General features: G+C 67.5%; 18 protein-coding genes and 1 tRNA gene. 8 read left to right on the forward strand and 11 right to left on the reverse strand.

What is annotated here, in order from left to right; genetic code table 11:
* Positions 1-7 precede the first annotated feature (7 nt).
* The 4 genes from ACQY9S_RS05660 to ACQY9S_RS05675 form a co-directional block, all read right to left on the reverse strand.
* On the reverse strand, positions 8-559 hold the full coding sequence (locus tag ACQY9S_RS05660) for a hypothetical protein (protein ID WP_428423767.1): 552 nt from the start codon (positions 557-559) through the stop codon (positions 8-10).
* 15 nt (positions 560-574) lie between these two features.
* Positions 575-910: a hypothetical protein gene (locus ACQY9S_RS05665; RefSeq protein WP_428423769.1), complete on the reverse strand. Its 336-nt coding sequence runs from the start codon at positions 908-910 to the stop codon at positions 575-577.
* A 10-nt stretch (positions 911-920) separates the two neighbouring features.
* Entirely contained in the window at positions 921-2,747 is a 1,827-nt protein-coding gene (locus ACQY9S_RS05670; RefSeq protein ID WP_428423771.1) for a carbamoyltransferase family protein, read from the reverse strand.
* A gap of 441 nt (positions 2,748-3,188) precedes the next feature.
* Positions 3,189-3,293, reverse strand: a tRNA-Asn gene (locus tag ACQY9S_RS05675).
* A 302-nt stretch (positions 3,294-3,595) separates the two neighbouring features.
* Here ACQY9S_RS05675 and ACQY9S_RS05680 point away from each other — a divergent pair.
* On the forward strand, positions 3,596-4,213 hold the full coding sequence (locus tag ACQY9S_RS05680; RefSeq protein ID WP_428423773.1) for a 2'-5' RNA ligase family protein: 618 nt from the start codon (positions 3,596-3,598) through the stop codon (positions 4,211-4,213).
* Here the strand turns inward: ACQY9S_RS05680 and ACQY9S_RS05685 are convergent.
* From ACQY9S_RS05685 to cyoA, 7 genes are all read right to left on the reverse strand, one after another.
* Positions 4,206-4,742 carry a response regulator transcription factor gene (locus ACQY9S_RS05685; RefSeq protein WP_428425586.1) on the reverse strand — a complete coding sequence of 179 codons (537 nt, stop codon included), beginning with the start codon at positions 4,740-4,742 and terminating at the stop codon, positions 4,206-4,208. The genes ACQY9S_RS05680 and ACQY9S_RS05685 overlap by 8 nt on opposite strands.
* Positions 4,732-6,036, reverse strand: a complete 1,305-nt coding sequence (locus ACQY9S_RS05690; protein ID WP_428425588.1) for an ATP-binding protein — start codon at positions 6,034-6,036, stop codon at positions 4,732-4,734. Before ACQY9S_RS05690 ends, ACQY9S_RS05685 begins: the two co-directional genes overlap by 11 nt.
* A gap of 25 nt (positions 6,037-6,061) precedes the next feature.
* Positions 6,062-6,907, reverse strand: coding sequence for an SURF1 family protein (locus ACQY9S_RS05695; protein WP_428423775.1), 846 nt, complete (start codon positions 6,905-6,907; stop codon positions 6,062-6,064).
* A 23-nt stretch (positions 6,908-6,930) separates the two neighbouring features.
* Positions 6,931-7,314, reverse strand: a complete 384-nt coding sequence (gene cyoD, locus ACQY9S_RS05700; protein WP_428425590.1) for a cytochrome o ubiquinol oxidase subunit IV — start codon at positions 7,312-7,314, stop codon at positions 6,931-6,933.
* A 56-nt stretch (positions 7,315-7,370) separates the two neighbouring features.
* A complete protein-coding gene (cyoC, locus tag ACQY9S_RS05705; RefSeq protein ID WP_428423777.1) occupies positions 7,371-8,018 on the reverse strand; it encodes a cytochrome o ubiquinol oxidase subunit III in 648 nt (215 codons plus the stop codon).
* A complete protein-coding gene (cyoB, locus tag ACQY9S_RS05710) occupies positions 8,011-10,014 on the reverse strand; it encodes a cytochrome o ubiquinol oxidase subunit I (RefSeq protein ID WP_428423779.1) in 2,004 nt (667 codons plus the stop codon). Before cyoB ends, cyoC begins: the two co-directional genes overlap by 8 nt.
* A gap of 75 nt (positions 10,015-10,089) precedes the next feature.
* Positions 10,090-11,115: a ubiquinol oxidase subunit II gene (gene cyoA / locus ACQY9S_RS05715; RefSeq protein ID WP_428423781.1), complete on the reverse strand. Its 1,026-nt coding sequence runs from the start codon at positions 11,113-11,115 to the stop codon at positions 10,090-10,092.
* Positions 11,116-11,303: 188 nt separating this feature from the next.
* Between cyoA and ACQY9S_RS05720 the strand changes: the two genes are divergently transcribed.
* The 7 genes from ACQY9S_RS05720 (at position 11,304) to ACQY9S_RS05750 (ending at position 19,071) form a co-directional block, all read left to right on the forward strand.
* Positions 11,304-12,641, forward strand: coding sequence for an MFS transporter (locus ACQY9S_RS05720; RefSeq protein ID WP_428423783.1), 1,338 nt, complete (start codon positions 11,304-11,306; stop codon positions 12,639-12,641).
* 230 nt (positions 12,642-12,871) lie between these two features.
* Complete coding sequence (locus ACQY9S_RS05725) at positions 12,872-13,855, forward strand: aldo/keto reductase (protein WP_428423785.1); 984 nt, start codon at positions 12,872-12,874, stop codon at positions 13,853-13,855.
* A gap of 36 nt (positions 13,856-13,891) precedes the next feature.
* Complete coding sequence (locus ACQY9S_RS05730; protein WP_428423787.1) at positions 13,892-14,140, forward strand: hypothetical protein; 249 nt, start codon at positions 13,892-13,894, stop codon at positions 14,138-14,140.
* Positions 14,141-14,171: 31 nt separating this feature from the next.
* Entirely contained in the window at positions 14,172-14,795 is a 624-nt protein-coding gene (gene tadA, locus ACQY9S_RS05735; RefSeq protein ID WP_428423789.1) for a tRNA adenosine(34) deaminase TadA, read from the forward strand.
* The gene (locus ACQY9S_RS05740) at positions 14,795-15,760 is read left to right on the forward strand and encodes an LD-carboxypeptidase (protein WP_428423791.1); all 966 of its coding nucleotides are present in this window, start codon (positions 14,795-14,797) and stop codon (positions 15,758-15,760) included. The genes tadA and ACQY9S_RS05740 overlap by 1 nt, the downstream gene beginning before the upstream one ends.
* A gap of 63 nt (positions 15,761-15,823) precedes the next feature.
* Entirely contained in the window at positions 15,824-18,088 is a 2,265-nt protein-coding gene (locus ACQY9S_RS05745) for an ABC transporter substrate-binding protein (protein ID WP_428423793.1), read from the forward strand.
* Positions 18,088-19,071, forward strand: a complete 984-nt coding sequence (locus ACQY9S_RS05750) for an ABC transporter permease (RefSeq protein ID WP_428425592.1) — start codon at positions 18,088-18,090, stop codon at positions 19,069-19,071. The genes ACQY9S_RS05745 and ACQY9S_RS05750 overlap by 1 nt, the downstream gene beginning before the upstream one ends.
* The last annotated feature ends 2 nt before the right edge of the window (positions 19,072-19,073 follow it).

The raw sequence follows: 19,073 nt of genomic DNA on the forward strand, positions 1-19,073 counted from the left end.
CAGTGACTTAGAGATGGTCTGGCTCCGTGTGCTTGCCGTACCGCTTCGCCATGCGCTCGCGGCGTTCGACGACTATTTCGTAGTGGCCGGCGGGCCATTCCTTGTAGTAGTCCGTTTTCTGCAGCGCTTCTGCGCCCTTGAGCACCGGCTCGAGACTGTTGGCCACGACCATGAAATAGGGTAGCCCGCCCGATCCAGGATACTTGCTGATACTGGTCTTCGCGACGCCCGTATTCAGAAACACGTTGTCTTTGATGACTTCGCGATTGAGCGCTTCAACGAAATCGTTGATGCCCCACGCCATTTGGACGCGCGGGGGGAACGCCATCACGCGTGTCGTCAACTTGGGTGAGTCGCGCATGTCGAGTGCACATTCGCGGATAAAGCGCCGCACGTCGCCGCTCTGCCAGACGGCGACGTCCACCGTTTGTGTGAGCAGGGCTTTCTGCGCGAATGGACAGGGCGGAAACTTGGCGCCGTAGAACTCGTTCTTGACCGACACGAATTCCCGCATCCACCGCCACATATCGGCTTCGATCTCGTCATAGGGCGCCGCCATGTTGTGCCCCGGATCTCAGAACAGCGTGTAGCAGAAGATGTCGACGCTGCCGTCGTCCTGGACGGCTTCGCTGCGCAACGCGTTTGCCACTGCCTTGAGACGCGGCGCGGCGACGGCCAGTTCGCGGTCGCCGTGTTCTCGCCACCAGGCCTCGAGAGAATCGACCAGCCCTTCGGCGTAGCCATCACCGGGAAACTCGAAGTCCGTCGACGTCAAGCGGGTGACTTCCGAGCGCACGAAGTAGCTCGACACCGTCGCGTCCTTCCACGGCGGGAAATACGGCGGCGCTCCGCTGGTGCGTCGTGCTTCGGCGAGTGGAACGAGCACGTCGTCGAAAAGGGCGCCCGACAATTTTGCGGATTCAGTCTGGCTCATACTCGTTCTTCCATTTGTCATCAGTGGGCAAGGCAGGCTGCTCGTGTTTCCACAGCAGCCGGTCTTCGAGCACCAGCAGATCCATGCCGGTGCGCATGAAGCAGCGGTAGGCATCCTGCGGCGTGCACACGATCGGCTCACCGCGCACGTTGAACGAGGTGTTCACGAGCACTGCGCATCCGGTCTTTTCGTGGAATGCGGTAAGCAGTCGACGGAAGCCGGGATCGGCGTCGCCATCCACCGTCTGGACGCGCGCGCTGTAGTCCACGTGGGTGACCGCTGGAATGTCGCTGCGGGGCTGGTTCAGGATCGACAACATGTCGTCGCCCTCGGTAACCGCGTGCGCCATTGCCCGCTGCCGCGAGGATTTCACCGGCGCCGTCACCAGCATGTACGGACTCTTGCTGTCGATTGCAAAGTAGTCGGCCGCGTGTTCGGCCAATACGGCCGGAGCGAATGGCCGGAAGCTCTCACGGAACTTGATCTTGAGATTCATGCGGCTTTGCATGTCGGGGTTGCGCGGATCACCCAGAATCGAACGCGACCCCAGCGAACGCGGCCCGAATTCCATCCGCCCGCTGAAGAACCCGACGACGTTTCCGTCCGCCAGCGCATCGGCAACACGCCGCGCCCGATCATCGGCATTCGGCACATGGTGGCTGGGCGCTTCGTTGCGATCCACGAAGTCTTCGACCTCGTCGGTCGAGAATGCGGGGCCGAGGTAGCTGCCTCGGAGTGAGTCGCGGCGGGGAGTGACGACACGCGGCGCCCCGAACAACTCGTGCGAAGCCAGCAATGCCGCGCCCAGCGCGCCGCCGGCATCACCGGCGGCCGGCTGTACGAACAAACCGTCTAGACCCGATTCGCGCAACACTCGTCCATTGGCAACGCAGTTGAGCGCGACACCGCCAGCCATGACCAGCGAACGATGGCCGGTGAGCGCGACGGCGTGCTTAACCAACTTGAGCACGATCTCTTCCGCCACCTGCTGGATCGACGCCGCGAGGTCCATCTCGCGCCGCGTGATCATGGTGTCCGCGGCGCGCGCCGGTCCGCCGAAGAGTTCATCGAAGCGCGCGTTGGTCATGAAGGGTGAATCGAGATAGCCGAACGCCTCGGTGTTCAGTCGGAACGAACCGTCTTCCTTGACGTCCACCAACTCGTCGCGAATGCGCTGGGCAAAGCGCGGTTCACCATACGGCGCAAGTCCCATCAACTTGTATTCACCGGAGTTCACCTTGAAGCCGCAGTAGTAGGTGAATGCGCTGTAAAGCAGGCCAAGGGAATGCGGATAGCGAATTTCCTCGAGCAGGTCGACGTGGGATCCAGTGCCCGCGCCGATCGTGCAAGTCGCCCATTCGCCAACGCCGTCGATCGTCAGAATCGTCGCGTTCTCGAAGGACGATGGATAAAAACAGCTTGCGGCATGCGCCATGTGATGCGGCGTGACGAGCAGCCGCGGGGCATGCCCGAGACATGATTCGAGCGCGTCGGCGAGACAGGCCTTCGTGCCCAGCAGTGTGCGGCACGCGGCCACGAACTGGTCGCGTCCGGCCGGCGCGACCGTGACCGCGTTCTTGGTCACGCGATCAAACGTGAGCCGCGGATTGTCGTAAAACGCGACCGCAGCCAATTCGGCCGGATCGATGAACGCTTCGCCAAGACAGTAATTGATCGCTCGTGCGGGAAATCTCGGATCGTGCTTCTTGCGCGAAAAGCGCTCTTCCTGCGCCGCCGCCACGATCTCGCCGTCTCGCACCAAGACGGCTGCCGCATCATGGTAGAAGGCAGAAATGCCCAGTACGTACGTCATCTTTTTGCTCTCAGAGAGAGGGGTTCCCGTCGGAAACCAAAGGTAGCATCTGCTACGCAAAAGATGTAGCACGCAGTTGTGGGAGCGGGTAAACGCGGTATCGCTTTTTAGGGGGCCGGAGCCCAGTCCGCAGTGCAGACTTGTGTTACATCGCGTCGACGTGATGCGAGGAGCAAGAAGGGAGTGGACGGCGCTGGTCAGCAAGCAGGCGCCCGGCGCGAGGAAGGGTGGGTCAGAAATCGTGAACGCCAAAGCGCGAGCCTCCTCACGTGACGGCGCATGTGGCTCCCCCGTTTTCCTCCACCATCAGGCATCAGACCGGTAGGCGCCTCAACTGCTGGATATTGGAACGCTTCCAATATTCTTCCAATATCCGTGGACGTGACCCACTAAGACAAAGGCCTTGCATCGCTGCAAGGCCTTGATCTGACTGGCTTTTCTTGGCTCCCCGACCTGGGCTCGAACCAGGGACCTACGGATTAACAGACAGCAGCTGGATGCATCGTGGTCCACCGACCGGTGAAGCGCTCGGCTCACGACCAGGGGAGGTCCTGATACCGTCAGACTGCTCTTGAATACCGTCTCCGCCCCCTGGAGCAAGCCGTCGATACCGTCATTGCGTTGCAGGACATGCCCATTTCGCACTCCAATCGCTGTAGCGAACCATCTCTGAGTGAGATCGAGAGCAAAGAGCCCTCTGAGGCGCTCTCGAACGCGACGGTAAATTTGTCGGTACGGTGCCATTTCTCGGACGGCGCACAGCGAGTTTTCACTCTGAGCCGCGACCGACCATTGACAATTGAGTGGGAATGAGCGCGGGGCGCCGATCCGGCGCGGTATAAAACCGCATGGAACGGCAGTCCTCGCTTTTCGAGTCCCCGGCGGCCTCGCCGGCGCCGTCCGGCCCGCGCGGCGGCGCCTCCGGTCAGGCCGGCCCGGGACCGTCGTCGACCCTGACCTGCTTCTTTGCGCTGCGGCCGGCACCTGACGATGCGCGGCGCATTGCGGCGCACGCCGCCGAGCTGACCGCTGCTCATGGGCTGACCGGCCGTTCGATCGCGGCTCGGCGACTGCATGTCACGCTCGATCTGGTCGGACACGACGTCGACGAGACGGCCCTCACGGCGGCGCGCCATGCCGCGGCGACCGTGCGCTTCGCGGCGTTCGACGTCGTGTTCGACCACGCGATGACGTTCGGGGCGGCCGGGCCCTACGTCCTGCTCGGCGGGACGGGTGTCGAGCCGGTGCGCGGTCTGCGTCTCGCGCTCGCGTGCGCGATGGCGGATGCCGGGTTCCGGCCGGAGCATCGTTTCGAACCCCACATGACCCTGCACTACGACCACCACCGCGCCGTGGCCCGCCATGCGATCCCGCCGGTCGGCTTCCATGCCCGCTCGTTCGATCTGGTGGTCAGCCACGTGGGCCTGTCGCAGCACGAGGTGCTGGGCAGCTGGCCGCTCACTTGACGCGCTGCTTCTCGAGCTTGCGCGCCAGCGTGCGCCGGTGCATGCCGAGCCGTCGGGCGGTCTCGGAAATATTGAAGCCGGTGTCGGCCAGCGTCTCGTGGATGCGCTCCCATTCGAGCGTCTTGATCGACGTGGGTCGCTCGGTCAGGCCGATCGCTGCATTGCCCTCGGCGCGGCTGAAGGCGGCCTCGATGTCGTCGGTGTTGGACGGCTTCGCGAGGTAGTGACAGGCGCCGAGCTTGATGGCCTCGACCGCCGTGGCGATGCTGGCGTAGCCGGTGAGTACCACGATCAGCATGTCGGGATCATGGGCGTGCAGCGCCTGCACGCAGGCCAGTCCGGACGTGCCGCCGGCGAGCTTGAGGTCCACGACCGCGTAACCGGGCGAACGGCCCTGCAGCAGCGTGCTGACGGCCGCCAGGTCCGCCGCCAGCAGCACCGTGTAGCCACGCCGTTCGAACGAGCGGCTCAGCGTCCGTGCGAACGAGGCGTCGTCCTCGGCGATCAGCAGCAGGCGCTCAGTCTCCATGGTCTTGCGGTTCATCGAAAGTGATCGCCGACAGCGGCAGTCGGATCGCGACGACGCCGCCGCCGTTGGGCCGGTTGCCGGCCGTCACGCTGCCGCCCAGCGTGCGCGCGACGTTGACCACCAGAAAGAGCCCCAGGCCGCCACCGGGGCGCCCCTTGCTCGACTGGTAGGGCTTGCCGAACTGTGCCAGCATCTCCGGGGCAAATCCGGGGCCCGCGTCGAGCACCGTCAAGACCAGGATGTCGCCATCGCGCGAGGCTTCCAGGCCGATCCAGCGCGGTGACGCCTCGAGCGCATTGTCGAGCACGTTGTGGATCGTCTGCTTGAGCGCCGGGTCGGAGACGATCGTCAGGTCCTCGCCGAAGCGATTGGCGTAGGTGAAGGTCCCCGCCGCCGGGCGCGTCGCGCGCCATTCCTCCACCAACTCGTCGAGGAAGCGGCCGACCGTCGTTGCGACCGGAGCCTCGCCGCGTGCCTCGCCGGCCGACAGCAGGATGCCGGTCACGATCGCCTTGCAGCGCTCGATCTGCGACTGCATCTCGCAGACTTCGGCAAGCAGTTCCGGGTCGGAGCTGAAGTGCGGCAGATGCTGCCAGTCCCCGAGGATGACGGACAGCGTGGACAGCGGTGTGCCCAGCTCGTGGGCCGCACCCGAAGCCAGCAGACCCATGCGGACGATGTGCTCTTCCTCCGCCGCGCGCTGGCGCAGGTCGGCCAGGCGGGCATCGCGCTTGCGCAGGTTGCGCTCGATGCGCGTGACGAAGATCACCAGCAGGGCCGCGTTGAGCGCAAAGCAGATCAGCAGGCCCTGGATGTACGGGCTGGCGAGGCCGCTGCCGTGATCTGGCGGCAGCGGCAAGGGGCGGTAGAACAGCGTCAGACCGGCGAAGCACGCGCCGGTGATCGCGACCAGCGTCCAGGTGGACCACGGCTTGAGCAGCACCGCACCGAGAATGACCTGCAGCAGGTAGAGGAAGACAAAGGGGTTGGTCGCACCGCCGCTCAGGTAGAGCTGGGCGGTGAGCGTGCCGACGTCGACCAGCAGCGCAACGAACAGCTCGCGGTTGGCGACCCGCTGTCGCGTGCGCCAGCGTGCCTGGCTCGCGATGTTGAAAGCCACCAGGCAGGCCAGCGTGGCCGACATCGGCCCGAGCGGCAGCTGGATGCCGAAGCCGAAATGCACGACCGCGATCGTCGCGATCTGGCCCATCACCGCGATCCAGCGCAGCTGGATGAGCTGCCGGACGTTGTTGAGCCCCGTGGACGTGTCCACGATCGCGGCGCTGGAGCGCACCGCGCGGCTGCCAGGCACCACCGGGTCAGTTTCGCGCCGCACCGCCGCCCCCTGCAGCTTCTGGGTCGAGGCGCCGTTCTCCGCGATGGCCCTGCCGCAGTCGCCATTCGTCGCGGCCGACCAGCCACGCGGCGCCGGCGACCATCAATGCCAGCGCATACCAGGTGAATGCATAGGCCAGGTGGTTGTCGGCGAAGGCGATCACCGTCAGTCCGCCGACCGGCGCGCCGTCCTCGGTCGGGTTGCCGCTGCCAGCCACCGCCGGGGCCGCCTCGGCATCGATGAAATAGGGCGCAACATTCGCCAGCCCGCGCGCCGCGGCGATGGCCTCGACGTCGCGTGACGTCCAGCGCTCGGCCGCCACGTCGTTGCGACGCAGGAAACCGCCGCCCGGCTCGCTCGGCCGCAGCAGGCCGGTCACGGTGGATTCGTCGACCGGCCCGGCGGCGCTGCGCGATGGCCGGTCGCGCCGCCCGGGGGGCACGAAACCGCGGTTGACGAGTACCACCGTGCCGTCGGTCCGTTGCAGCGGTGTCAGCACCCAGTGGCCGGCGCCGAGCACGGTGGCGGCCTGCACCTGCGTTTCCCGGTCGTGGAGGAAGTGGCCGGTCACGCGCACGTGGCGGTATTCGTCGCCCTCGGCGCTGACGAGCGGCCAGCGTTCACGCTCCGGCGCCTCGACGGCCGGGGCATGGACGCGCTGCTCGATGCGCGTGATCAGCGCGGCTTTCCAGGCACGCCGCTGGACCTGCCAGCTGCCGAGCGCTACCAAGGTCGAAAAAGCGAGAAGGGCGGCGAGGGCGAGCGCCGCCAAGACGCCCGCCGAGCGCGGACCGCGGCCGCTCGGGGCCTGCGCAGCAACGCGGGACACGGCCGAAGCGCGGCCTGCCGGCCTCAGGGCATGTTGCGCACTTCGTGCATCGACGCCGGCATCATGTTGTGGTTGAGGTGGTACATCACCCACAGTGAGCCGCTCAGCGTGATGACCACGAGCACGAGCGTGAAGATCAGCGCCAGGATCGTCCATCCACCTTCGGATTTTGCGTTCATGTGCAGGAAGTAGACCATGTGCACGACGATCTGCACGACCGCGAACGCGAGGATGGCGACGGCCGTGAGGCTGGACGTGGCGAGCACCTTGCCCATGACCAGCCAGAACGGGATCGCGGTCAGGACCAGCGACAGAACGAAGCCAACGACGTAGCCCTTCAGCGTGCTGTGCCCGGCATCGTCGTCATGGTGGCCGTCGTGGTGAGACGTTTCGACCGGCGCGCTCATCGAGGTTCCTCCGTGCAATGCACTCCGGTATTCGCTCTTGGGACGGCCCGGCGTGCTCATGGCAGCACTCCCATCAGGTAGACGAAGGTGAAGACGCCGATCCAGACGACGTCCAGGAAGTGCCAGAACATCGACAGGCACATCAGCCGGCGCCGGTTCTCGGCGATCAGCCCGTGTCGGCCGACCTGCAGCATCAACGTGACCAGCCAGACCAGGCCGAAGCTCACATGCAGGCCGTGCGTGCCGACCAGTGTGAAGAACGACGACAGGAAGGCGCTGCGCTGCGGCGCGGCCCCTTCGTGGATCAGGTGCGCGAACTCGTACAGCTCCAGCCCGATGAAACCGGCGCCGAACAGGCCGGTGATGGCCAGCCACAGCAGCGTCGCGCCCTGCCGCTTGCGCTGCATCTCCAGCATCGCGAAGCCATAGGTGATCGACGAGAGCAGCAGCAGCGAGGTGTTGACGGCCACCAGCTTCAGGTCGAACAGCTCGGCGCCCGTGGGGCCGCCGGCGTAGCTGCGCCCCAGCACGCCATACATCGCGAACAGACAGGCGAAGACGAGGCAATCGCTCATCAGGTAGAGCCAGAAGCCGAGCAGCGTGCCGTTCTCGGCGTGATGCTCGCCGACCACATGGAAGCGTGGCGCGGTCGGTGCGCTCACGGCGCTCGCCGCCGCCGGGGCAAAGAAGGCGGTATCAGACATGGGCGGCGAGCAAGCGGGTGCGCTCCCCTTCGACGCGGATCACCTCGTCGGCCGGGATGTGGAAGTCGCGCTGGTAGTTGAAGGTGTGGACGATGATCGCGACCATCAGCACCGCGAAGCTCACGCCGGCGACCAGCCACATGTGCCAGATCAGCGCGAACGCACAGACCGTGCTGATCGCCGCGATCACGAAGCCGGCGCCGGTGTTCTTCGGCATGTGGATCGGGATGAAGCCCTCGCGCGGCCGCGTGTACTGGCGCGATTTCATGTCGTACCAGGCGTCGTTGTCGTGCACCAGCGGCGTGAACGCGAAGTTGTAGGCCGGCGGCGGCGAGGCGGTCGACCACTCGAGCGTGCGGCCGTCCCACGGATCGCCGGTCACGTCGCGCAGGGCCTCGCGGCGGCGGTAGCTCACGACGAGCTGGATCGCGAAGCAGGCGATGCCCAGCGTGATCAGCACCGCACCGAAGGCGGCGACCTGGAACCAGATCTGCAGCGACGGGTCCTCGAAGTGGCTCAGGCGGCGCGTGACGCCCATCAGCCCGAGCACGTAGAGCGGCATGAAGGCGAAGTAGAAGCCCGTCAGCCAGAACCAGAACGAGCACTTGCCCCAGAACGGATCGAGCTTGTAGCCGAAGGCCTTCGGGTACCAGTAGGTGATGCCGGCCAGCAGCCCGAACAGCACGCCGCCGATGATCACGTTGTGGAAGTGCGCGATCAGGAACAGGCTGTTGTGCAGCACGAAGTCGGCCGGCGGCACCGCCAGCAGCACGCCGGTCATGCCGCCGATCACGAAGGTGACCATGAAGCCCACCGTCCACAGCATCGGCACCTCGAAGCGGATGCGGCCGCGGTACATCGTGAACAGCCAATTGAAGATCTTCGCGCCGGTCGGGATCGAGATGATCATCGTCGTGATCCCGAAGAAGGAGTTGACGCTGGCGCCCGAGCCCATCGTGAAGAAGTGGTGCAGCCAGACCAGGTAGGACAGGATGGTGATGACCACCGTGGCGTAGACCATCGACGCGTAGCCGAACAGGCGCTTGCCCGAGAAGGTGGACACCACCTCGGAGAAGATGCCGAACACCGGCAGCACCAGGATGTAGACCTCCGGGTGGCCCCAGATCCAGATCAGGTTCACGTACATCATGGCGTTGCCGCCGAGGTCGTTCGTGAAGAAGTTCGTGCCGACGTAGCGGTCCAGCGAGAGCAGCGCCAGCACCGCGGTCAGCACCGGGAAGGCCGCGACGATCAGCACGTTGGTGCACAGCGCGGTCCAGGTGAAGACCGGCATCTTCATCAGCGTCATGCCGGGCGCGCGCATCTTCACGATGGTGGCGATCAGGTTGACCCCCGACAGCAGCGTGCCGACCCCGGCGATCTGCAGCGACCAGATGTAGTAGTCGACCCCCACGTCGGGGCTGTAGGCGATGCCCGACAGCGGCGGGTAGGCCAGCCAGCCGGTGCGCGCGAATTCGCCGACGAACAGCGACATCATCGTCAGCCCGGCGCCGCAGGCGGTCATCCAGAAGCTGAAGTTGTTCAGGAAGGGGAAGGCCACGTCGCGTGCGCCGATCTGCAGCGGCACGACGAAGTTCATCAGGCCGGTGACGAGCGGCATCGCCACGAAGAAGATCATGATCACGCCGTGGGCCGTGAAGATCTGGTCGTAGTGGTGCGGCGGCAGGTAGCCCGCCGAGTCGCGGAAGGCGACCGCCTGCTGGGCCCGCATCATCAGCGCGTCGGCGAAGCCGCGCAGCAGCATCACCAGGCCCAAGATGATGTACATGATGCCGATCTTCTTGTGGTCGATGCTCGTGATCCAGTCGCGCCATAGCGTGCCCCAGGCGCGGCAGTAGGTCAGTCCGCCGGCGACCGCGAGGCCGCCCAGCAGCACCATGGCGAAGGTCGCCAGCAGGATCGGCTCGTGCAGCGGAATGGCCTCCCAGCTCAGACGGCCGAACAGGAGTTTCGTTGTATCGGGGCGGTCGAACATCGTGAGTGCGAAAGGGCAGGAAGGGGCGGTGCGTCCGGGCGCAGGTCGGCGGTCGGGTGCGCGGGGCGGGCGGTGTCAGGGCGTGGAGATCGGCCGTGCCGTCGGGGTGAAGGCCGCGGCCTCGGCTGTGGCCACGGTGCAGATGGCGTCGGAGGCATCGGGGGCGTCGACCGCCGGCGCGTCCCCGCGGCCGCGGCGCGCGTCGATGGCCATGATCTGCCTCATGCACAGCGTGCCGCTCTCGACGCAACGATCGACGATGGCGTCATAGAGGTCGGGTGCGACGTTCGCGTAGCGCCGCACCGGCTCGCGCTCGCTCGGCTTCTGGAGCTGCAGGTAGGCCTCGCGGCTCAGCGACTGGCCGGCGGCCTTCGTCGACTGCACCCAGCGGTCGAATCCGGACGGCGTCAGGCCGTGGAACTTGAAGTGCATGCCGGAGAAGCCGGCGCCGCTGTAGTTGGCCGAGAAGCCGTGGTATTCGCCGACCTTGTTGATCACGGCGTGCAGCTTGGTCTCCATGCCGGGCATCGCGTAGATCTGGCCCGCGAGCGCCGGGATGTAGAACGAGTTCATGACCGACGAGGCGGTGATCTTGAAGCGGATCGGCACGTCCACCGGCGCCGCCAGTTCGTTCACGGTGGCGATGCCGTACTCGGGGTAGATGAACAGCCACTTCCAGTCGAGCGCGACGACCTCGACGGTCAGTGGCTTCGCGTCGGGCGCGACGGGGCGCTGCGCGTCGAGCCGCTGCAGCGGCCGGTAGGGATCGAGCGTGTGCGTGCTGATCCAGGTCACCGCGCCGAGCGCGATGATGATCAGCAGCGGCGCGGCCCAGATCACCAGCTCCAGTTGTGTGGAGTGGTCCCAGTCCGGCGCGTAGGTGGCTTCCTTGTTCGACTGCCGGTAGCGCCATGCGAACAGCAGCGTCAGCGCGATCACCGGCACGATGATCAGCAGCATCAGCGCGGTGGAGACGATGATCAGGCGACCCTGCTGCGCGGCGATGTCGCCGGCGGGGTTCAGCAGCACGGTGTCGCAGCCTGCGAGCAGGGCGACCGAGGCGAGCGAGAGCAAACCGCTGAGTGTCTTGAGAGGGCGCATGCGGAGACGGGGAAGATCCGCGCCGCGGGACGAGACGACGCGCATTGCAGAGGGGCAGAATGTAGAAGCGTTGGCCGGCGTCGGCGATTGGACGTTTTGTCCTATGGCGGTCCGCGCCGCGAAATGAGAACCTGCGAAGCTGTCCCGCCTTGGCCTCTTCCCGGCTCACCGAGCCCGCCGTCCGCCCGATGTCCAGCCTCAGTCACACCCATCCCCACCCGTCGTCGAGCACGCTCGAGCGCGATGCCCGGCAGGTGTCTGCCGACCACGCCCTGATCGCTCCGGGCGAGATCGCGGTCGGCGTCGTCATCGGGCGCGCCTCCGAATACTTCGACTTCTTCGTCTACGGCATTGCCTCGGTGCTGGTCTTTCCGGCGCTGTTCTTCCCGTTCGCCGAGCGGCTCGAAGGCACGCTGTACGCGTTCGTCGTTTTTTCCTTCGCCTTCGTCGCCCGCCCGATCGGCACCGTGGTGTCGATGGCCATCCAGCGCCGCTGGGGGCGAGGCACCAAGCTGGCCATTGCCCTCTTCCTGCTCGGCACGTCGACCGCCGGCATCGCCTTCCTGCCGGGCTACGAGACGCTCGGCTTCGCCTCGATCGTGCTGCTGTCGGTGTTCCGGATCGGGCAGGGCGTGGCGCTCGGCGGCTCGTGGGACGGGCTGCCCTCGCTGCTCGCGCTCAACGCCCCGCCGAACCGCCGCGGCTGGTACGCGATGCTGGGGCAACTCGGTGCGCCGGTGGGTTTCGTCCTCGCCAGCGGCCTGTTTGCGTTCCTCGTCGCCAGCATGTCCTCGGCCGATTTCCTCTCCTGGGGCTGGCGCTATCCGTTCTTCGTGGCCTTCGCGATCAACGTGGTGGCGTTGTTCGCGCGGCTGCGGCTGGTGGTGACGCACGAGTACGAGCGGCTGCTCGACGAGCGCGAGCTCGAGCCGACGAGCGTCCTCGAACTGGTGCGCACGCAGGGGCACAACCTGGTCATCGGCGCTTTCGCCGCGCTGGCCAGCTATGCGCTGTTCCATCTGGTGACCGTGTTTCCGCTGTCGTGGATCCTGCTGTACTCGCAGCAGTCGATCACCGAATTCCTGGGTATCCAGATCTTCGGCGCGTTGCTGGCCGCCGGCGGCATCGTCGCTTCGGGATGGATCGCGGACCGCGTGGGCCGTCGCCGCACGCTCGCCTCGTCAGCGGTGCTGATCGCCGTCTTCAGCGGCTTCGCGCCCACGCTGCTGGGTGGCGGCACGCTGGGACAGGACGTCTTCATGCTGGTGGGCTTCGTGCTGCTCGGGCTGTCGTACGGCCAGGCCGCCGGCGCGGTGACCTCGAACTTCTCGTCGAAGTACCGCTATACGGGCGCAGCGCTGACCGCGGACCTGGCCTGGCTGGTCGGCGCGGCCTTCGCGCCGCTGGTGGCGCTGGGGCTGTCGGCCAACTTCGGGCTCGCCTACGTCAGCGTCTACCTGCTGTCGGGCGCGGCCTGCACGCTGGCGGCCCTCAGCCTGAACCGCGCCTTGGGCACCCGGGACTGAGTTCGGCCCGTCGCCGCACCGCCCGCCGCGGCGGGCGGCACGGTGCACCGTGCACGCTGGCTCCGTTCCGACGCCTTGCCGGTGGTGGTCTGCCGGTGCCGGTGGCGCCCGGCCTCTGCGAGCGAGGGCCCGAGCCGGTGCGGTCTTTGCCGCACCCGTGACGCCGCATCACAATGCGGTGTAGAACGGCGGCCTGCCCGAAGCACCGCCTCGGCGCTCAAGGACTCTCGATGGAATACGTGTCGCTCGGCCGGACCGGGCTGAAGGTGTCCAGGCTCTGCCTGGGCTGCATGACCTATGGGGTGCCCGAGCGCGGCACGCACCCGTGGACGCTGGACGAGGACCGGAGCCGCCCGCTGATCCGCCGTGCGCTCGAACTGGGCATCAACTTCTTCGACACCGCCAACAGCTACTCCGACGGCACCTCGGAAGAGATCGTCGGCCGCGCGCTGCGCGACTTTGCCCGGCGCGACGAGATCGTCATCGCCACCAAGGTGTTCTTCCCGTCCCGTTCGGCGCCGAACATCGGCGGCCTGTCGCGCAAGGCCATCCTGGCGGAGATCGACAACAGCCTGCGCCGGCTGGGCACCGACCATGTCGACCTGTACCAGATCCACCGCTGGGACTACGGCACGCCGATCGAGGAAACCCTGGAAGTGCTGCACGACGTGGTCAAGGCCGGCAAGGCGCGCTACATCGGTGCCTCCTCGATGTTCGCATGGCAGTTCTCCAAGGCCCTGCACACCGCCGAACGCCACGGCTGGACCCGCTTCGCGACGATGCAGAACCACCTCAACCTGCTCCACCGCGAAGAGGAGCGCGAGATGCTGCCGCTGTGCCGCGACGCCGGCATCGGCGTGCTGCCCTGGAGTCCGCTCGCGCGCGGCCGGCTCACCCGCGACTGGGCCGAAAGCAGCGCCCGCATGGACACCGACGAGGTCGGCAAGCGGCTCTACCTCGCTCGCACGGCCGATGCCGACCGGCGGGTGGTCGAAGCGGCGGCCGAGGTCGCCGCGGCCCGGGGCGTGCCCCGCGCCCAGGTCGCGCTGGCGTGGGTGGCGCAGCAGGCCGGCGTCACGGCGCCGATCATCGGGGCCTCGAAGCCGCAGCACCTGGACGACGCGGTGGCGGCTCTGGCCCTGGCGCTCGGTCCGGACGAACTGGCGGCCCTGCAGGCGCCTTACATTGCGCACGAGATCGCGGGATTCGAATGAGCCCGGGTCACTGACCGGGCAGAACGGGAGCGAAGCATGCGTCTGGTGTTCGGAGCGTTGGGGCTGCTGATCGTGCTGGCCATCGTGGGCTCGTTGGCGAAGCGGCAGTTGCAGGCGGTGGGCATGCCCACCCAGGCGGTAGCGGCCAGCGCGGCCGGGGTCGACCTGCCGGCGCCGAGCGGCACGCCGGCCCAGCAGTCGCAGCAGCTCCAGCGCAAGGTGGCCGACGACGTGAACCGGCTGATGCAGCAGGCCCCGGCCCGTGTCGAAGGCGGCACGCCGTGAGCCTCGCAAGCCCCGGCCGTGGTGGCGGCGCATGAACGATTCCGGCGAACAGTCCCGCAAGGACGAAGCCGCGATGCGGCTCGCGCTCGACCAGGCGCACAACGCCTTGCTGGTCGGCGAGGTGCCGGTCGGCGCGGTGATCGTGCGCGAGGTCGACGGCGTGCACCAGCTCGTCGCGACCGGCTACAACCGACCGATCACCACCCACGACCCGACGGCGCACGCCGAGATCGTCGCGTTGCGCCACGCCGCGCAGCTGCTCGGCAACTACCGGCTGCCCGACTGCGAGCTCTACGTGACGCTCGAGCCCTGCGCCATGTGCGCGATGGCGCTGATGCACGCCCGCTTCAAGCGCGTGGTGTTCGGCACGGCCGACCCCAAGACCGGCGCGGCCGGCTCGGTGGTCGACCTGTTCGCGCAGCCGCAGCTGAACCACCACACCGCGGTGCAGGGCGGCGTGCTGGCCGATGCCTGCGGCCAGCTGCTGCGCGAGTTCTTCGCCGAGCGGCGGGCCCAGGCGCGCCGCGAACGCAGCGAGTCGGCTGCAGCCCCGGCGGCGGCGGCACCGGCCGCAGGCTCCACCGAACCCGACTACAACATCGTCGAAGTGATCGAGATGCAGGACACGATGCCTGGCGACCTGACGGACCTTTGATGCACGCTTCGCACCCCCACGACCACCACGGTCATGACCACGACCCCCTCCATGACGCACCGGCGTGCAGCCTGACGATCCACTCGCCCTCCGGCGTGGTCGTGCAGGGCGCGGCGCTGACGCGCGCGCAGCGCCACCTGCGCTCGCTCGGCTTCGACGCGCAGATCGACGAAGCCGCGCGCGCACGGTCCCAGCGCTTCGCCGGCGACGACGACACGCGGCTCGCGGCGCTGCACCGCGTCGCCCGCGACGGTCGCGACATCGCGCTGGCCTCGCGCGGCGGCTACGGCCTGACGCGGCTGCTCGACCGCATCGACTACCCGCTGATCGCCCGGTCGATCGACGCCGGCAAGCGCTGGGTCGGCCAAAGCGACCAGACCGCCTTCCAGCTCGCGGTGCTGGCGCACACGAAGCGCCCCACCTGGGCCGGCCCGCTGGCCTGCGACGACTTCGGCCGCACGCCGGAGCAGGGCGGCGTCGACGACATCACCGAGGCCTGCTTCGCCGAGGCGATGCGCGGCGAGCTCGAAGCCATCGGCTTTCGCACCGAGGCCGGCCACGACGGGCTGCAGGCGCGCGGCACGCTGTGGGGCGGCAACCTGTGCGTGCTGCTGTCGCTGCTGGGCACGCCGCACTGGCCACGCGTCAAGGGCGGCATCCTGTTCCTGGAGGATGTGAACGAGCATCCTTACCGCATCGAGCGCAGCCTGCTGCAGCTCCACCAGGCCGGCGTGCTGGACGCCCAGAAGGCCATCGTGCTGGGCGCCTTCACCGACTACCGCAAGTCGCCGCTGGACCGCGGCTACACGCTCAAGAGCGTGGTCGCCCACCTGCGCGGCCTCACGAGCGCGCCGCTGCTGACCGGCTTGCCCTTCGGCCATGTGCCGACCAAGGTCTGCCTGCCGGTCGGACGGCGGGCGACGCTGGTGGTCGAAGGGCGCGACGCGATGATCGGCTGGGCCTGAGGGCTGGCCGGCTCGCTACCATCGCGCCTGCCCCTCCCGCCCCGAGCCCACCCGCCGCCCACCGTGTCGCCACCGTCGAGCCGCTCCTTCCCCGGCCTGTCCGGGCTGCTGTTGCCGTGGCTGCTGTGTACCGCCGCCGTCGTCGCCGGCTGCAACAACAGCCCGCTGCCCGCCGGTGAAGCGGCGACCAACACGCTGTTCACCGGCTTCCAGGAGAAGTCGCCGCGACACCTGGATCCGACCGCGTCGTACTCGAACGACGAGACCAAGATCACCTACCAGGTCTACGAGCCGCTCTACGGCTACCACTACCTGAAGCGGCCCTACCAGCTCGTGCCCAAGGTGGCGGCGGCCGTCGTGGCGCCGAAGTATTTCGACCGAGCCGGCCAGCCGCTGCCGGACGACGCGCCGGGCGAGCAGGTCGCTCTGAGCGTCTACGACGTGCCGCTCAGGCACGGCGTGCTGTACGCGCCGCACCCGGCCTTTGCGAAAGACGAGCAAGGCCGCCTGCGCTACCACAGCGACCACGCGCTGACGCGCGAGGAGCTCGGCGACCGCCGCTCCCCACTGGCCTTCGAGCACCAGGGCACGCGTGAACTGGTGGCCGACGACTTCGTCTATGCCATCAAGCGCCATGCGAGCACGCGGGTACAGGCGCCGGTCTTCGCGGTGTTCTCTGCCTACGTGCTCGGGCTGAAGGACTATGGCGCGCTGATCCGTGAAGAAGACAGGAAGCTGCGCGCCGGCCTGTCCGAGGCGGCGCTCGACAAGCCTTTCCTCGACCTGCGCAAATACCCGCTGGCCGGCGCCGAGGCGCTGGACCCGCACACGCTGCGCATCCGCATCCTCGGCAAGTACCCGCAGTGGCCCTACTGGATGGCGATGACCTTCCTCGCGCCGGTGCCCTGGGAGGCCGATGCCTTCTATGCGCAGCCCGGCATGGCGGCCAAGGGGATGAGCCTGGAAACCTGGCCGGTCGGCACCGGCCCCTATATGGCGACCGTCTACGAGCAGGACCGCCGCCACGTGCTGGAACGCAACCCGAACTACCGGCGCGACGACTTCTACCCTTGCGAGGCCGCGCCGGGCGATGCCCGGGAGCTGCTCGCCGACTGCGGCAAACCCATGCCCTTCATCGACCGCATCGAGTTCCGCTCCGAGAAGGAGAAGGTGCCGATCAAGTCGAAGTTCATCCAGGGCTACTCCGACGTGCCGGAGATCGAGCGCCCCGAATGGGGCATCGAGTTCTACGCGGACGCCGACGACTCCGAAGCCACCCGGCAGCTGTTCGCCGAGCGCGGCTTCACGTTCCCGCGCGCGGTCGACGTGTCGAACTGGTATGTCGGCTTCAACTGGCTCGACCCGGTGATCGGCAAGGGCGACACGCCGGAGCAGCAGGCGAAGAACCGCAAGCTGCGCCAGGCGCTGTCGATCGCGATCGACTGGGAGGAGTACGTGCGCGTGTTCCCGAACAAGGGCGGCGAGCCGGCGCACGGCCCGCTGCCGGCCGGCATGTTCGGCTCGCGCCACGGCACGCCGGCCGGCTTCAATCCGGTCACGCACCGGATGGTGAACGGCGAGGTCCGGCGGCGGCCGCTGGTGGACGCCGAACGCCTGATCGCCGAGGCCGGCTACCCCGGCGGGCGCGATGCGAAGAGCGGCCGGCCGCTGGTGCTGAACTACGACTACCAGCGCATCCCGACGCCGGAGCTCAAGGCCGAGATGGACTGGATGGTCAAGCAGTTCGCGAAGCTCGGCGTCACGCTCGAGATCCGTGCGACCGACTACAACCAGTTCCAGGACAAGATGCGCAAGGGCAAGCAGCAGGTGTTCTGGTGGGGCTGGCTGGCCGACTATCCGGACGCCGAGAACTTCCTGTTCCTGCTGTACGGCCCGAATGCCAAGGTCGCGGGCGACGGCGAGAACGCGGCCAACTATGCCAACGCCGAGTACGACCGGCGCTACGAGCGCCTGCGCCTGCTCGACGACGGCCCGCAGAAGCAGCAGCTGATCGACGAGATGGTGGCGCTGCTGCGCGAGGACGCGCCCTGGAGCTTCGGCTTCTTCCCCTATTCGGCCAGCGCCTTCCAGCCCTGGGTGCACAACGGCAAGCCCGGCGTGATGGTGCGCGACATGGCGCGCTACTACCGGCTCGACCCGGCCCTGCGCGTGGCGAAGCAGGCCGAGTGGAACCGGCCGCAATGGTGGCCGCTGGTGCTGATGGCGCTGGCCGCGCTGGGGGTGGCCTGGCTGGCGCGGCGCGTCTTCATGGCGCGCGAGCGCAGCACCGCCCGGGGCAAGGCTGCGGCCGGGGAGGGCAGCGCATGATGATCGCGTACACGCTGCGGCGCCTGGGCTACGGCCTGCTGATCCTGCTCGGCGTCAACCTGTTCACCTTCTTCCTGTTCTTCACGGTCAACACGCCCGACGACATGGCGCGGCTGAACATCGGCGGCAAGCGCGTCACCGCCGAGCAGATCGACAAGTGGAAGGCCGAACGCGGCTACGACAAGCCGCTGTACTGGAACACTGGCAAGCGCGGCGGCGAGCGGGTGACCGAAACCATCTTCTGGGAGCGTTCGGTCAGCCTGTTCAAGCTCGACTTCGGCCGCGCCGACGCCGAGTCGGCCGGCGACATCGGCACGCAGATCAAGAGCCGCATGGGGGCGAGCTTTCAGCTCGCGCTGCCGCTGTTCGTCCTGCAGGTGATCGCGAGCACGCTGTTCGCGCTGCTGCTGGTGTTCTTCCGCCACTCGCGGCTGGACTTCTGGGGCGTCGTGCTGTGCGTGGTGATGCTGTCGATCTCCAGCCTGTTCTACATCATCGTCGGCCAGTACCTGTTCTCGCGCGTGTTCCGGCTGGTGCCGATCTCGGGCTATTCGCCGGGCTGGGACGCCTGGCGTTTCCTGGTGCTGCCGGTCTTCCTGTCGTTGCTGTCGCGCCTGGGCAGCGAGGCGCGGCTGTACCGCGCGATGTTCCTGGAGGAGCTGGGCAAGGACTACGTGCGCACCGCCAAGGCCAAGGGCCTGGCCGAGCACGTGGTGCTGCTGCGCCATGTGCTGCGCAATGCGCTGCTGCCCATCATGACCAGCGCCGGCGCCTACCTGCCCTATGTCTTCCTCGGCAGCCTGGTGTTCGAGCGCTTCTTCGACATCCCGGGCCTGGGCGCCTACGTGATCGACGCCATCAGCGGCCAGGACTTCGCGATCGTGCGCAGCATGGTCTTCGTGGGCTCGGTGCTCTACATCGCGTCCTATGTGCTGATCGACATCCTCTACACCTGGGCCGACCCCCGGGTGCGGCTGGGCTGAGG

The organism is Methylibium sp. (genome assembly GCF_965279545.1).
Taxonomy (GTDB): domain Bacteria; phylum Pseudomonadota; class Gammaproteobacteria; order Burkholderiales; family Burkholderiaceae_C; genus Methylibium.

What these genes read in the sequence shown, in the direction of transcription:
- cyoB (WP_428423779.1), bottom strand. Translation starts at nt 10,014, where the DNA reads ATGTTCGACCGCCCCGATACAACGAAACTCCTGTTCGGCCGTCTGAGC.
- ACQY9S_RS05680 (WP_428423773.1), top strand. Translation starts at nt 3,596, where the DNA reads ATGGAACGGCAGTCCTCGCTTTTCGAGTCCCCGGCGGCCTCGCCGGCG.
- ACQY9S_RS05750 (WP_428425592.1), top strand. Translation starts at nt 18,088, where the DNA reads ATGATCGCGTACACGCTGCGGCGCCTGGGCTACGGCCTGCTGATCCTG.
- tadA (WP_428423789.1), top strand. Translation starts at nt 14,172, where the DNA reads ATGAACGATTCCGGCGAACAGTCCCGCAAGGACGAAGCCGCGATGCGG.
- ACQY9S_RS05730 (WP_428423787.1), top strand. Translation starts at nt 13,892, where the DNA reads ATGCGTCTGGTGTTCGGAGCGTTGGGGCTGCTGATCGTGCTGGCCATC.
- ACQY9S_RS05685 (WP_428425586.1), bottom strand. Translation starts at nt 4,742, where the DNA reads ATGGAGACTGAGCGCCTGCTGCTGATCGCCGAGGACGACGCCTCGTTC.
- cyoC (WP_428423777.1), bottom strand. Translation starts at nt 8,018, where the DNA reads ATGTCTGATACCGCCTTCTTTGCCCCGGCGGCGGCGAGCGCCGTGAGC.
- ACQY9S_RS05740 (WP_428423791.1), top strand. Translation starts at nt 14,795, where the DNA reads ATGCACGCTTCGCACCCCCACGACCACCACGGTCATGACCACGACCCC.
- ACQY9S_RS05670 (WP_428423771.1), bottom strand. Translation starts at nt 2,747, where the DNA reads ATGACGTACGTACTGGGCATTTCTGCCTTCTACCATGATGCGGCAGCC.
- ACQY9S_RS05720 (WP_428423783.1), top strand. Translation starts at nt 11,304, where the DNA reads ATGTCCAGCCTCAGTCACACCCATCCCCACCCGTCGTCGAGCACGCTC.
- cyoD (WP_428425590.1), bottom strand. Translation starts at nt 7,314, where the DNA reads ATGAGCGCGCCGGTCGAAACGTCTCACCACGACGGCCACCATGACGAC.
- ACQY9S_RS05725 (WP_428423785.1), top strand. Translation starts at nt 12,872, where the DNA reads ATGGAATACGTGTCGCTCGGCCGGACCGGGCTGAAGGTGTCCAGGCTC.
- cyoA (WP_428423781.1), bottom strand. Translation starts at nt 11,115, where the DNA reads ATGCGCCCTCTCAAGACACTCAGCGGTTTGCTCTCGCTCGCCTCGGTC.
- ACQY9S_RS05660 (WP_428423767.1), bottom strand. Translation starts at nt 559, where the DNA reads ATGGCGGCGCCCTATGACGAGATCGAAGCCGATATGTGGCGGTGGATG.